The following is a 14,096-nucleotide window of genomic DNA, read 5'->3' as shown; positions in this document are numbered from 1 at the left end:
GCAACATGATACGGCTGCCCACATATCTGCAGGGCGGTCCAACATCAAGCAAGTTAGAGGAACAATTCATGTCACAGATTTCTGCAGCCATGGTCAAAGAACTGCGCGAGCGCACTGGCCAAGGCATGATGGATTGCAAAAAAGCATTGACCGCAGCCGGTGGCGATATCGAAAAAGCCATCGATGACATGCGTGCCGCAGGCTCGATCAAAGCCGCCAAGAAGGCCGGCAACATCGCCGCTGAAGGCGCTATCGGCGTCAAGCTGGCAGATGACAGCAAGTCAGCGGTCATCATTGAAGTCAACTCCCAGACCGATTTCCTGGCTCTGCAGGAAGACTTTAAAGGTTTTGTCAGCGACAGCCTGGATAAGGCCTTTGCCGCCGGTTACAGCGAAGCAGCTCCGCTGATCGCCGAGCAGGAAACTGCCCGTGAAGCACTGGTTGCCAAGTGTGGCGAGAACGTCAACATCCGTCGCCTGACCCGCGTTGAAGGCGACGTAGTCGGCGCCTACCTGCACGGTCACCGTATCGGTGTGGTTGTCACCCTCAAAGGTGGCGATGCCGAGCTGGCCAAGGATATCGCCATGCACGTGGCTGCCAGCAACCCACAGTTCCTGGATGCCTCTCAGGTTTCCGAGGAAGCGGTTGCCAAGGAAAAGGAAATTTTCCTCGCGCTGAATGCCGAGAAAATCGCCGGCAAGCCGGACAACATTGTTGAAAACATGGTCAAGGGCCGGATCAACAAGTTCCTGTCCGAAGCCAGCTTGGTTGAACAGGCCTTCATCAAGGATCCGGAAGTCAAAGTCGGTGAGCTGGCGAAGAAAGCCGGTGCTGAAATTCTCTCCTTCGTGCGTTACGAAGTGGGTGAAGGCATCGAGCGCGCCGAAGTTGATTTTGCTGCCGAGGTTGCCGCCCAGATTGCCGCTACCAAGCAGTGATCATGCGGATTGAACCACGCATGCCAGGTCGCCCTCGAGGCGGCCTGTAGTCAGAGTTACCGAGAGGCTTCCCGCGCAGGCGGGAAGCCTCTTTTTTAAGGAAACACTGAACAAGTGGCAGGCCGGATTGTCGGTTGTAACTCGTTGAGTGTTTCGCCATCCCCGAGCAGGAGAGTCAATATGGCCCAGGTACCCAGCAGCCGTCAGCCCAAGTACAAGCGTATTCTACTCAAACTCAGTGGCGAGGCCCTGATGGGCACTGAGGGTTTCGGTATTGATCCCAAGGTGCTGGATCGGATGTCCCTGGAAATTGGTCAGTTGATCGGCATTGGCGTGCAGATCGGTCTGGTAATTGGTGGTGGCAACCTGTTCCGCGGTGCCGCGTTGCATGCCGCTGGCATGGACCGGGTGACCGGTGATCATATGGGCATGTTGGCCACCGTGATGAACGCGCTGGCCATGCGCGATTCGCTGGAGCGCTCGAATATCCAGACCCGCGTCATGTCGGCGATTACCATGGAAGGCGTGACCGAGCATTACGATCGTCGCAAAGCCATGCGCTACCTTGGCAGTGGCGACGTGGTAATATTCTCTGCTGGAACCGGTAACCCTTTCTTCACTACTGATACAGCTGCGTGCCTGCGCGGTATCGAAGTTGACGCCGACCTGGTGCTGAAGGCGACCAAGGTTGACGGGGTTTATAATGCCGATCCCATGAAGGATCCGAATGCCGAGCGGTTTGATACTCTGACCTATGATCAGGTGTTGGATTTGAAGCTAGGGGTCATGGATCTGACGGCTATCTGCCTGATTCGTGATCATAAGATGCCATTGCGCGTATTTAACATGAACAAACCTGGCGCGCTGCTCAATGCGGTAGTAGGTAGCGCCGAAGGTACATTGATCGAGGGTTGAGAATGATCAACGATATTAAGAAAGAAACCCAGGAGCGGATGAAGAAGTCTGTCGAGTCCCTGGATCATGCCTTCGCCAAAATTCGTACCGGCCGAGCGCACCCGAGCATTCTGGACAGCGTCATGGTCTCCTATTACGGTGCCAACACCCCCCTGCGCCAGGTCGCCAACGTTAACGTTGAAGACTCCCGCACGCTGGCCCTGACTGTGTTTGATCGCAGCATGATCCAGGCTGTCGAGAAGGCCATCATGACGTCCGATCTCGGCCTGAATCCGGCCACGGCAGGTACTACTATCCGTATTCCCATGCCCGCTCTGACCGAAGAGACGCGCAAGGGCTTTACCAAGACCGCTCGCGGTGAAGCGGAAAACGCCCGTGTGGCAGTGCGTAATATCCGTCGCGACGCGCTGAGCCAGATCAAGGACCTGCAGAAAGAAAAAGAGATCAGCGAGGACGATGAGCATCGCGCCGCTGATGAAATACAGAAACTGACCGACAAGTATGTTGCCGAGATCGACAAGGCGCTGGAAGCCAAGGAAGCGGATCTGATGGCCATTTGATGGTCCATTCCGAGTGTTGAACGGATGAGCAAAGATATGCCAGTAACTCCAGCAGGATCGGTAGCAGGATCGGTGCCGAGGCACGTGGCGATTATCATGGATGGTAATAATCGCTGGGCGCGCAAGCGTCTGCTACCCGGTGTTGCTGGCCACAAGGCCGGGGTTGATGCGGTAAAGGCAATGATCGAAGTCTGCGCCGAAGACGGTGTGGAAGTGCTGACCTTGTTTGCTTTTTCCAGCGAGAACTGGCGCCGCCCTGATGAAGAAGTCGGCGCTCTGATGGAGCTGTTTCTGAGCGCGCTGCGCCGCGAGGTCAAGCGTTTGCGTGAAAACGGCATTCGGCTTTGTATTATCGGTGATCGTAGTCGTTTTGCCCCGGAGCTGCGCAAGGCCATGAGTGACGCCGAAGCGCTTACCGCTGAGGGCCGGCGCCTCACTCTGGTGGTGGCTGCCAACTATGGCGGTCAATGGGATATCGCCGAGGCGGCAAAAAAACTCGCTGGTCAGGTCGTAGAAGGCCAGTTGGCCATTGATCAGATCACCGAACAACATGTTGAGGCGGCTCTCAGTACTTCCAGTTGGCCGCTGCCAGATCTATGCATTCGTACTGGCGGCGAGCATCGTATCAGCAACTTCCTGCTATGGCAGTTGGCCTATGCCGAACTGTACTTTTCCGATCTTTATTGGCCCGACTTCAAAAAAGAAGCCTTGCGTGAAGCCTTTGCAGACTTCGCCCGGCGCCAGCGCCGATTTGGCAAAACCAGCGAACAAATAGCGGCGGACTCCTGATGCTCAAGCAGCGAATCATTACAGCGGTCATTCTGGCCCCCCTGGCTATTGCCGGTTTTGTACTGCTGGAAGGTCCCTGGTTCGCTCTGTTTGTTGGTGCAGTCGTGGTGCTGGGCGCCTGGGAGTGGGCGCGGTTGGCAGGCGAAACAGCCCAGAAAGGTCGTGTGCTGTACGCGCTGGTCGTGGCGCTGATGATGTTTGCTCTGTATCGCCTTGGTTTGCCGGCGCAATACCTGCTTGTTCCGGCTGCTGTCTGGTGGGCCTTGGCGGCGGTCATGGTGGTGCGCTATCCGCGTGACAAGGGGCTGTGGGCCAGCTCCATGGTTGCCCAGCTAATGGGTCTGCTGATTCTGTTGCCGGCCTGGGCTGGCCTGGTTTGGCTGCGTGAGGTGCCCCATGGCCTGTGGTTGATCGTGGCTCTGCTGGTGCTGGTCTGGGCCGCGGATATCGGCGCTTATTTTGCTGGCAAGACCTGGGGTCGCCGCAAGTTGATGCCCAATGTCAGCCCCGGCAAGACCATCGAAGGCTTCCTTGGCGGTCTGGTTTTCACTCAGTTGCTGACACTGGTGGCGCTGCTTTATCTCGGTTGGTCCCTGCCTTCTTTGCTTGTTGGGTTGCTTGGCGCTGCACTGGTCGTGATCTTTTCTGTGGTGGGCGATCTGACCGAAAGCCTGTTCAAGCGCGACCAAGGTCTCAAGGACAGCAGCAATTTGCTGCCTGGTCACGGCGGCGTGCTGGACCGGATTGATAGCCTTACAGCCGCCATTCCGGTTTTTGCACTGTTCTGGCTGTTGATCGGGAGTCAGTTAGGGTGAGCAAAACCTGGATAACGGTGCTGGGCGCGACTGGCTCTATCGGTGTCAGTACGCTGGATGTTATTGCACGCCATAGTGAGCAATATGCGGTTTATGCCCTCACCGGGTTCAGCCGCATGGCGGAGCTCCAGGCTCAGTGCCTAGAGCATCGGCCGATATTTGCGGTGGTCGCCGAAGAGCAGCAGGCGAAAAGCCTGCAACAGGCTCTGCGGGCGGCGGGCTGCACAACAGAGGTGCTGTGGGGCAGCAATGCTCTTGCTCAGGTAGCTGAGGATCCCCAGGTCGACGCTGTAATGGCAGCCATTGTTGGCGCCGCCGGGCTTGCCCCTACGTTGGCTGCGGTCCAGGCCGGCAAGCGCGTGCTGCTGGCCAACAAGGAAGCGCTGGTAATGTCCGGTGCACTCTTTATGCAGGCGGTACGCCATTCGGGCGCGGTGCTGTTGCCGATCGACAGTGAACACAACGCCATATTCCAGTGTATGCCGGCCAATTACGCCGCAGGCCTCGGGCAGGTTGGGGTACGGCGTATCCTGCTTACCGCATCCGGCGGGCCTTTTCGGGATATGTGCGCCCAGGACCTGAAAAACGTCACCCCGCAGCAGGCCTGCGCGCACCCAAACTGGTCCATGGGGCAGAAAATTTCTGTCGATTCGGCAAGCATGATGAACAAGGGGCTGGAGCTGATCGAAGCCTGTTGGCTGTTCGACGCTCGCCCGGAACAGATTGAAGTGGTGGTGCACCCGCAGAGCGTGGTGCACTCATTGGTCGACTATGTGGACGGATCGGTCATCGCGCAATTGGGCAACCCAGATATGCGCACACCTATCGCCCACGCGTTAGCCTGGCCTGAGCGGATTGACTCGGGTGTAAACGCTCTGGACCTGTTGGCCATAGGACGTCTGGACTTCCGGGCGCCTGATCGGGAGCTTTTTCCCTGTCTGGAGCTGGCGCGCCAGGCAGCAGAAGCCGGTGGCACGGCCTGCGCGCAGCTCAACGCTGCCAATGAAGTCGCCGTGGAGGCTTTTCTGGCGGGGCGCATTGGATTTACGGATATCCCTGTTATCATCGAAGCGACACTGAACCGTATGGCCCCCGAGCCAGTCCAAGACCTGAATCACATCATGGCCGCTGATGCTCTGGCTCGCGAGCATGCCCATCGCTGGCTTGCCAACCGGCACTGAACCTCTCGGGTTCGGGTCTCCGTCATTTACCTTCCAGATGAGGCGTTGAATGGATCTGTTATTCACCCTGCTGGCCACTGTTGTGGCGCTGGGACTGCTGGTGACCATTCACGAGTATGGCCATTTTTGGGTGGCACGGCGTTGTGGCGTCAAGGTTTTACGCTTTTCCATCGGGTTTGGCTCGGCGCTATGCCGCTGGCATGACAAACGCGGTACCGAATTTGTGATCGCAGCCATCCCGCTGGGCGGCTACGTGAAAATGCTGGATGAACGCGAGGGCCCAGTCGACGAAGCGGAGCTGGATCAGGCGTTCAATCGCAAGGACGTCAAGAAGCGTATCGCCATCGTCGCTGCTGGCCCCATCGCCAATTTCCTGCTGGCTATTCTGGCCTTTTGGTTGGTTGCTGTTATCGGCATAACCACGCTGGCGCCGGTACTGGGGCCTGTTGAGCCGGGTAGCGTCGCTGCTCGCGCCGGATTGGTCCAAGGTCTTGAAGTCGTTGAGGTTGATGGTGCCGAGACGCGAAGCTGGCACGACGTCAATCTGCAGCTTATCCGGCGTCTCGGCGAAACCGGGCAGATGCAGGTCATGGCCATCGATGGCCCCGGCGCTACGCCACAATCCTATACCCTGGTATTGAACGACTGGCTGCGCGGAGCGGACCAGCCGGACCCTATTGCCGCGCTTGGCTTGACCAGCTGGAGGCCTGAGGTGCCGCCACTGTTGGGTGAGATCAGTCCAGATGGCGCGGCCGAGGCTGCCGGGCTGCGCTCCGGGGACTTGATTGTCAGCATCGACGGTGAGCCGGTGGATAACTGGCTGGATCAGGTGGTGCCGGCGATTCAAGCCAGTCCGGGTGAACCGCTCGAAATAGGTATTGAGCGTGACGGTCAACTCATGCTGCTGACTGTGACGCCGCAAAGCCGGGAGCAGGATGGTGAAATCTCTGGATTTGTTGGGGCTGGAGTCGCTGCCTTCGAATGGCCAGAGCATATGGTTCGATCAATTGATTACAACCCTCTGGTGGCCATTCCTTTCGCCGCGGCGAAGACCTGGGACATGACTGTTCTGACCCTGGACTCGTTGAAAAAGATGTTGACCGGGCTTGTCTCGGCAAAAAACTTGAGTGGTCCGATAACCATTGCTAAAGTGGCGGGCGCTTCGGCCAAGTCAGGTCCTGAGAGTTTTCTGAACTTCATTGCCTACTTGAGTATCAGTCTGGGTGTGCTTAATCTGCTGCCTATTCCGGTATTGGATGGCGGTCATCTGGTCTATTACACGGCTGAATGGATACGGGGCAAGCCGCTGTCAGAACGCATTCAGGCCTGGGGGTTGCAGATAGGTCTGACGCTGATTGTCGGCGTGATGCTATTTGCTATCTACAACGACATAAGCCGCCTGGGTTGAACAAGCTCGGGCACGCAAGAACACGCTCTGCCGGTTGCGGCGGAAACGAATTTAACCAGTCAGCCAGAACGGATTTCATGAAACGTTACCTATTGCCTGCGCTATTGCTGATACTCCTGGCGCCAGGAGCTTTTGCCGACGCCTTCCAGATCTCCGACATCCGCATCAATGGGTTGCAGCGTGTTTCCGCTGGCAGCGTGTTCGGTGCCTTGCCGTTGGATATCGGTGAGCAAGTGGATGACCAGAAGCTGGTTGAAGCTACTCGCTCACTCTTCCGCACCGGCTTCTTCGAAGATATTCAGCTCGGTCGTGATGGCAGTGTGCTGGTCATTACCGTGGTCGAGAGACCCTCCATTGCTGCCATCGAACTGGAAGGCAACAAGGCTATTGAAAGTGAAGACCTGCTCAGCGGTCTGACTGCAGCGGGCCTGGCGGAAGGGGAGATATTCCAGCAAGCCACACTTGACGGTGTACGTAACGAATTGCTGCGCCAGTATGTCGCCCAGGGTCGCTATTCGGCTGGTATCGAAACCGAAGTGATTGCTGAGCCGCGTAATCGGGTAACGCTGAAAATTGATATCAATGAAGGCGAAGTCGCCTCCATCAAGAACGTCAACGTCGTAGGTAACACGGTCTTTACCAACGACGAGTTGACCAATCTGTTTGAGCTCAAGAGTTCCAACCTGCTGTCGTTCTTCCGCAATGACGACAAATATTCCCGTGAGAAGCTCTCTGGTGACCTGGAGCGTCTGCGTTCCTGGTATCTGGATCGCGGCTATATCAACATGGATATCGCCTCGACTCAGGTGTCCATCACGCCAGACAAGAAGAACGTCTATGTGACCGTAAACGTCAATGAAGGTGAGCTGTACACCGTCAGCGACGTCAAGCTGTCCGGCGATCTGGTTGTTGAAGAGTCTGCACTCGATGGGCTTTTGCTGATCGAGCCGGGTCAAGTGTTCTCTCGTCAGGTCATGACCTCAACTTCCGATTTGATCAGCCGTCGCCTGGGTAACGAGGGCTACACCTTCGCCAACGTCAACGGCATCCCTGAGATCAATGAAGAAGATCGTACGGTTGCCGTGACCTTCTTCGTCGATCCGGGTAAGCGTGCTTACGTCAACCGCATCAACTTCCGTGGCAATACCAAGACCGATGACGAAGTGTTGCGTCGGGAAATGCGCCAGATGGAAGGCGGTTGGGCTTCTACCTACCTGATCGATCAGTCCAAGGTGCGGCTGGAGCGGTTGGGTTTCTTCAAGGAAGTGGACGTTGAGACCGTACAGGTTCCTGGCGCCGACGATCTGATCGACGTGAATTACACCGTGGAAGAGCAGCCTTCTGGTTCGATCACCGCGAGCCTGGGTTTTGCCCAGGGCACCGGTTTGATCCTCGGTGGCTCGATCAGCCAGAACAACTTCTTCGGTTCGGGTAATCGGGTCAGCATCAGCGCTAACCGGTCCGAGTACCAGACAGCCTTGTCTTTTGGCTTCCTTAACCCGTACTTCACCGTTGACGGTGTCAGCCTGGGTTACAACGCCTTCTATCGCACCACCGATTACGATGAGCTGAACGTTGATATCTCCAGCTATGCAGTCGACTCTTACGGCGCCGGTTTCAATATCGGTTATCCGATCAGTGATACCTCGCGGCTATCCTTCGGTCTGACTGCGCAGCAGGATGAAATCAAAGAGGGTGTTTATACGGTTCAGGAAATCCGCGACTTCCTCGAGACCGAGGGCGATACCTTTACCAACTTCAAGTTCAACTCGACCTGGTCGCAGTCCACGCTCAACCGCGGCGTGTTCCCGGACCGAGGCTTTTCGCAGTCGGCCAGCTTTGAAACCACCTTGCCGGGCAGTGATCTGTATTTCTACAAGCTTGATTACCGTGCTCAACGGTTCTTCCCGGTCTCGGAAGACCTGACATTGCGCATGCATACCAATCTTGGCTTTGCCCGCCGCTTTGGCTCTACGCAGTCAGTACCTTTCTATGAACATTACTATGCTGGTGGTATTGGTTCGGTACGTGGCTTCCGTGACAGTACGCTGGGACCCAAGAGCACGCCGAGTGACAATGATCCGGACCGCGATGAGCTGCCGTTCGGCGGTAACATCAAAGTGACCGGCGGCGCGGAATTGATCTTCCCAGTACCCTTCATTCAGGACCAGAGCGCGCTGCGTACGGTGTTGTTCCTGGACGTGGGTAACGTGTATGACACTTACTGCACAAGCACTACGCTGCCCAGTGGCGACAATAATCCCGGCTGTGGCAAGGTAGATGTAGGCGATTTGCGCTACAGTGCCGGTGTTGGTTTGTCATGGATCACGGCTCTGGGCCCATTGGGCTTCAGTTTGGCCGCACCGTTGAACAGCGAGTCGGCGGATGACACACAAGTATTCCAGTTTACCCTGGGTCAGACATTCTGAAGCCAGACCCCCAAAGACGATTAACAGGAGCTGTAGAGTGCGCAAGATTATAGGTGTTGCAATCATGTCGGTACTGGTTCTTGCCAGCTTCCCGGCAGCCGCCCAGATGAAAATTGCCGTTCTGGATTATCAGATGGCGCTGCTGGAGTCGGATGCAGCCAAGAAATATTCAGTCGATGCCGAAAAGAAATTTGGCACCCAGCTGCAGCGTTTGCGCAATCTGGAAGCCGAAGCCAAGCGTCTGCAGGAACGTATGCAACGTGAAGGCGAGAAGCTGAATCAGACCGAGCTGGAAAAGTTGGAGCTTGAGTTCCGTCAGAAAGCCCGCGAGTTCCAGGCGCAGTCCAAGGAGCTGAATGAAGCTAAAGCTGGATCAGACCGCGAAATGCTTGAAACACTCAAGCCGCGTCTTGATCAAGCTGTGGAAGCTGCCATTCAGGCTGGTGGATTTGACTTGGTTCTGGACCGCAGTGCCGTTGTCGATGTGAAGGCTGAGTATGACATCACTCGCCAGGTCATCGAGCGCCTGAACAGCATTCGTTGAGGCGGCAGGTGAGTAATACGGCCTCATGGACGCTCGCTTCTCTCGCTGCGATGGTGGACGCACGGCTGGTCGGCAACCCCGATCAACTCGTGCGTGGCCTGGCTACGCTGCAGGAGGCCAACGCAGAACAGTTAAGCTTTCTCGCTAACAGCCAATATCGCAAATACCTTGCCGACACCCACGCGGCCGCGGTGTTGCTGACTGAAGCAGATGCGGAAGGCTTCAAGGGCAACGCTCTTGTGGTTGCCAATCCCTATCTGATGTACGCGCGCTTATCCCATCTGTTCGACCCTAAACCGAAGCCCTCAGCAGGGGTTCATCCCACGGCAGTGATTGCCGACGATGCCGTAGTCGACCCCACGGCAAGCATCGCTGCAGGTGTGGTTGTCGAAGCGGGCGCGCATATTGGCCCGAATGTAACGCTTGGGGCGCAATGCTTTGTCGGTGCGCGTTGCGTTATTGGCGCCGGCGGCTGGTTAGCGGCCCGCGTTACGCTTTATCACGACGTGACGATCGGTGAGCGGGTAGTTATCCAGTCCGGTGCCGTTATCGGCTCAGAAGGTTTCGGTTTTGCTGCGGAACAGGGCCGGTGGCAGAAAATCGCCCAGATCGGTGGCGTGCGTATTGGTGATGATGTCGAGATCGGCGCGAACACCACTATCGATCGTGGCGCGCTATCCGATACGCGGATTGGCGATGGCGTAAAGCTGGATAACCAGATTCAGATTGCGCACAACGTGCAGATCGGCGATCACACGGCGATGGCCGCTTGTGTGGGCATCTCCGGCAGCACGCGGATTGGCAAGCACTGCACCATTGCTGGCGGTGTTGGCATGGTTGGGCATATTGAAATCTGCGACAACGTCTTTGTCAGCGGTATGACCATGGTCACCCGTTCCATCACTGAGCCGGGTGCCTATTCCTCGGGGACGGCGATGCAGCCGGCAGCCGACTGGAAAAAGAGCGCCGCACGCATACGTCAACTCGATACAATGGCGAAAAGGGTTCAGCAGCTGGAAAAGCAACTGCTGATCGTGACTCAGGGAACTCAGGGCTCATCTGAGTCCTGAACTGCGCCTTACCCCGGCGCCTACAATTTTAGTGCAAGGCCTGCGAATACATGGATATCAAGGAAATAAAAGAATACCTGCCCCACCGCTACCCGTTTCTACTGGTGGACAGGGTCCTCGAGCTGGATCTGGAGGCTCGCCATATTCGCGCCTACAAGAACGTATCGGTGAATGAGCCTTTCTTTAATGGCCATTTCCCCGAGCACCCGATCATGCCAGGTGTACTGATCATCGAAGCGATGGCCCAGGCCGCTGGGTTGTTGGGCTTCAAGATGATGAATCTCAAGCCCGCCGACGGCACCCTGTACTACTTTGTCGGCACCGACAAGCTGCGCTTCCGCCAGCCGGTAGTGCCAGGTGACCAACTGCACCTGGAAGCTCAGCATCTGAGCAATCGTCGTGGAATATGGAAGTTTGCCTGTCGCGCTATGGTGGATGGCAAAGAGGCCTGTTCGGGCGAAATCATCTGTGCGGAACACAAAATATGAGTCGAATTCATCCCCAGGCGATCGTTGATCCGTCCGCCCGGCTGGCTGAAGACGTTGAAGTTGGGCCATGGACATTGATCGGACCGGACGTTGAAATAGGCGCCGGTACGGTTGTCGGGCCGCATGTGGTTATTCGCGGGCCGACCACTATTGGCCAGCACAATCGTATCTTTCAGTTTTCTTCTGTCGGGGAAGATTGTCAGGACAAGAAATACAACGGTGAGGCCACCCGTCTGGTGATTGGTGACCACAATGTGATTCGTGAAGGCTGCACGCTGCACCGCGGCACTGTCCAGGATCGCGGCGTCACGACCATCGGCAGCCACAACCTGCTGATGGCTTATGTGCACGTGGCGCATGACTGCGTCGTCGGCGATCACATCATCATGGCTAACAATGCCACTATCGCAGGACATGTGCGTGTCGGTGATGGTGCGATTCTCGGTGGGTACACCACCGTCCACCAGTTTTGTCATCTCGGTGCCTGGTCCATGAGTGCCGCCAACAGTGCAGTGTTCAAGGATATTCCGGCTTATGTGATGGTCGGCGGCAACCCGGCCAGCGCCCACGGCATGAATTTCGAAGGCATGCGCCGCCGTGGGTTCAGTCCCGAATTAGTGGCGGCACTGCGCCGAGCCTACAAGGTCGTCTATCGTCAGGGTCTGACGCTGCAAGACGCACTCAAGGCGTTGGAAGAGCCTGCTCAGCAGTTTACTGAAATTGCGCTTTACCGCGACTCGATTGTCGCTTCTACCCGCGGTATTACCCGCTAGTCATGTCCGTGCCCGCCGACTCGGCCGCTACACCCCCTCTTTGTATTGCGCTGGTTGCCGGTGAAGCGTCCGGCGACACCCTGGGCGCTGGACTGATCCGTGCACTCAAGCGTCAATATCCAGATGCCCGCTTTATCGGCATTGGCGGTCCGCGGATGCTTGCGCAGGGTATGCAGAGTCAGGTGCCGATGGAGCGCTTGTCGGTGATGGGCCTGGTTGAAGTGCTGGGTCGTCTTCGCGAGCTTTTGCGCATTCGCAAGTCCCTGGTCAGCTATCTCAAAGCGCAGCAACCAGACGTATTTATCGGAATCGATGCGCCTGACTTCACCCTGAATGTCGAGAAGCAGCTACGCGAAGTCGGTATCCCCACCGTTCACTATGTCAGCCCCTCGGTTTGGGCCTGGCGCGAAAAGCGCGTGCTGGGTATCCGCGAATCTACCGATCTGATGCTTACGCTGTTTCCTTTCGAGGACGCGGTTTATCAGAAACATGGTGTGGCGGTGCGCTGCGTGGGTCACACCCTGGCCGATCAAATCGCCCTTGAGCCAGACCGCGAGGCAGCACGAGCGGCCTTGGGCTTGGCAGCAGATTCCCGCGTGGTAGCGCTGATGCCGGGGAGTCGCAATGGCGAACTGCGGAAACTGGGTCTGCTGTTTCTGCAAACCGCTGCTTGGTGCCTTGAACGCCAGCCACAGTTGCAGTTTGTGATGCCCTGCGCCAACGCTGAGCGCCGAGTGCAGATCGAAGCCATACTGGCCGAGAGCGGATTATCATTACCACTGACGTTGCTTGACGGCCAGGCCCATGAGGCACTGGCTGCTTGTGATGCGGTCTTGATCGCCTCGGGTACGGCTACACTGGAAGCCATGTTGTTTAAACGGCCGATGGTCGTTGCTTACCGTATGGCTAGCCTGACGTTCAAGATTCTCAAACGTCTGGTCAAGGTTGGGCATGTATCCTTGCCCAATCTGTTGGCCGGTCGCGAGGTCGTGCCAGAATTTCTGCAGGATGCAGCCACACCGGACGCGATGGGTCAGGCGCTGTTGGAGCGTCTTGGTCCTACTGAGGAAGCTGAGGCGACGCAGGCGACCTTCATGCAGTTGCATGAACTGTTGCGCCGCAATGCCGATGAGTCGGCTGCTGAAGCGGTAATTGAATTGATGCGCAAGAAGGGTAGGTTGGTATGACCCAGATGATGATCGATTGGTACGCGCCGGTGGGTGACGAGCTGGTTGCCGGCGTAGACGAAGTCGGCCGCGGCCCGCTCTGCGGTGCGGTGGTTACTGCTGCGGTGATACTCGATCCACTGCGCCCCATCGAGGGTCTGAATGATTCCAAGAAGCTGACGGCTGCGCGCCGGGAAGCCTTGTTTCCTATTATTCAGGAGCGCGCTCTGGCCTGGTGTATCGCGCGGGCGGAAGTCGAAGAAATCGATCAGCTCAATATCCTGCATGCGACCATGTTGGCGATGCAGCGCGCGGTCGCAGGGTTGTCTGTTCGCCCGGACCGGGTGCTGGTGGATGGTAATCGCTGCCCGATCTTGCCGATGCCCAGTGAACCGGTGATCAAGGGCGACTCCCGGGTCCCGGCCATTGCGGCGGCTTCGATTCTGGCCAAGGTCTCGCGTGATCGGGAGATGCAGGAGCTGGAACTGCTCTATCCGGGCTACGGCATCGCCCAGCACAAGGGTTATCCCACTCCGGTGCATCTGTCGGCGCTGCGGGAGCTGGGGGCTACTGCGATCCATCGGCGCTCGTTTTCTCCAGTGCGGGATGCTTTGGATTCTGCTGGTCTTGGTTCGGGTCCGGGTTTTGACCAGATTCAGGTTGGCGCGGTGCGCCGACACGCCGTGGATACATCCCTGTAGGCTCATCACCGGCATCCATGCCGGAGACGGTCGGCGCACCGCGCCAACCTGAACCTGATCCCATATCTCCGTGCATCCTTCTGGTTTTTAAAGCGTAATAACGATAACGCTGTGTCCCATAACTACTGCGGGGATCCAGTCTCGATATTTTGTTCCAGGCAGATTTGCCTTTTGATTTCCCAAAATTCAGCAAGCGGATTACACGGAGTCGGTTGGCGTGCGTAAGGCGGCAGGGGTAAGCCGACCGTCTCCGGCATGGATGCCGGTGATGAGCCTACAGGGATGTATTCACGGCGGGTCGGCGTGCCCTGCCGCCTTA

Annotated in this window: 15 protein-coding genes; 14 read left to right on the top strand and 1 reads right to left on the bottom strand. The window is 57.1% G+C overall.

Going from position 1 to position 14,096, the window contains the following annotated elements:
• Positions 1-68: 68 nt before the first annotated feature.
• From tsf to rnhB, 14 genes are all read left to right on the top strand, one after another.
• Positions 69-938, top strand: coding sequence for a translation elongation factor Ts (gene tsf / locus DT594_RS14670; protein ID WP_149333377.1), 870 nt, complete (start codon positions 69-71; stop codon positions 936-938).
• Positions 939-1,118: 180 nt separating this feature from the next.
• Positions 1,119-1,853 (top strand): UMP kinase, encoded by a 735-nt coding sequence (pyrH, locus tag DT594_RS14665; RefSeq protein WP_096347815.1) that lies wholly within the window; start codon positions 1,119-1,121, stop codon positions 1,851-1,853.
• A 2-nt stretch (positions 1,854-1,855) separates the two neighbouring features.
• Entirely contained in the window at positions 1,856-2,413 is a 558-nt protein-coding gene (gene frr / locus DT594_RS14660; protein WP_096347814.1) for a ribosome recycling factor, read from the top strand.
• A 36-nt stretch (positions 2,414-2,449) separates the two neighbouring features.
• Positions 2,450-3,202: a polyprenyl diphosphate synthase gene (gene uppS / locus DT594_RS14655; protein WP_149333376.1), complete on the top strand. Its 753-nt coding sequence runs from the start codon at positions 2,450-2,452 to the stop codon at positions 3,200-3,202.
• Positions 3,202-4,017 (top strand): phosphatidate cytidylyltransferase, encoded by an 816-nt coding sequence (locus DT594_RS14650; RefSeq protein ID WP_149333375.1) that lies wholly within the window; start codon positions 3,202-3,204, stop codon positions 4,015-4,017. The genes uppS and DT594_RS14650 overlap by 1 nt, the downstream gene beginning before the upstream one ends.
• A complete protein-coding gene (gene ispC, locus DT594_RS14645; protein WP_149333374.1) occupies positions 4,014-5,198 on the top strand; it encodes a 1-deoxy-D-xylulose-5-phosphate reductoisomerase in 1,185 nt (394 codons plus the stop codon). Before DT594_RS14650 ends, ispC begins: the two co-directional genes overlap by 4 nt.
• Positions 5,199-5,247: 49 nt before the next feature.
• Positions 5,248-6,606: a sigma E protease regulator RseP gene (rseP, locus tag DT594_RS14640; RefSeq protein WP_149333373.1), complete on the top strand. Its 1,359-nt coding sequence runs from the start codon at positions 5,248-5,250 to the stop codon at positions 6,604-6,606.
• 77 nt (positions 6,607-6,683) lie between these two features.
• Positions 6,684-9,035, top strand: coding sequence for an outer membrane protein assembly factor BamA (gene bamA / locus DT594_RS14635; protein ID WP_149333372.1), 2,352 nt, complete (start codon positions 6,684-6,686; stop codon positions 9,033-9,035).
• Positions 9,036-9,099: 64 nt separating this feature from the next.
• Positions 9,100-9,579 (top strand): OmpH/Skp family outer membrane protein, encoded by a 480-nt coding sequence (locus tag DT594_RS14630; protein ID WP_425460568.1) that lies wholly within the window; start codon positions 9,100-9,102, stop codon positions 9,577-9,579.
• Between the two features lie 8 nt (positions 9,580-9,587).
• Complete coding sequence (gene lpxD, locus DT594_RS14625) at positions 9,588-10,649, top strand: UDP-3-O-(3-hydroxymyristoyl)glucosamine N-acyltransferase (RefSeq protein WP_149333370.1); 1,062 nt, start codon at positions 9,588-9,590, stop codon at positions 10,647-10,649.
• Between the two features lie 50 nt (positions 10,650-10,699).
• Positions 10,700-11,137: a 3-hydroxyacyl-ACP dehydratase FabZ gene (gene fabZ, locus DT594_RS14620; protein ID WP_096347807.1), complete on the top strand. Its 438-nt coding sequence runs from the start codon at positions 10,700-10,702 to the stop codon at positions 11,135-11,137.
• Positions 11,134-11,910, top strand: coding sequence for an acyl-ACP--UDP-N-acetylglucosamine O-acyltransferase (lpxA, locus tag DT594_RS14615; RefSeq protein WP_096347806.1), 777 nt, complete (start codon positions 11,134-11,136; stop codon positions 11,908-11,910). Before fabZ ends, lpxA begins: the two co-directional genes overlap by 4 nt.
• A gap of 2 nt (positions 11,911-11,912) precedes the next feature.
• Entirely contained in the window at positions 11,913-13,097 is a 1,185-nt protein-coding gene (gene lpxB / locus DT594_RS14610) for a lipid-A-disaccharide synthase (RefSeq protein WP_149333369.1), read from the top strand.
• 5 nt (positions 13,098-13,102) lie between these two features.
• On the top strand, positions 13,103-13,777 hold the full coding sequence (gene rnhB / locus DT594_RS14605; RefSeq protein ID WP_425460567.1) for a ribonuclease HII: 675 nt from the start codon (positions 13,103-13,105) through the stop codon (positions 13,775-13,777).
• A gap of 122 nt (positions 13,778-13,899) precedes the next feature.
• On the opposite strand, the gene DT594_RS19025 is transcribed toward rnhB, so the two are convergent.
• On the bottom strand, positions 13,900-14,096 hold a 197-nt coding region (locus DT594_RS19025), incomplete at its 5' end, for a hypothetical protein (RefSeq protein WP_218574536.1).

Source organism: Halopseudomonas laoshanensis, from assembly GCF_008365385.1.
In the GTDB taxonomy this organism is placed as follows: Bacteria; Pseudomonadota; Gammaproteobacteria; order Pseudomonadales; family Pseudomonadaceae; genus Halopseudomonas; species Halopseudomonas laoshanensis.
Note: the sequence above shows the minus strand (reverse complement) of the source record. Positions and strands in the feature narration are given on the sequence as shown.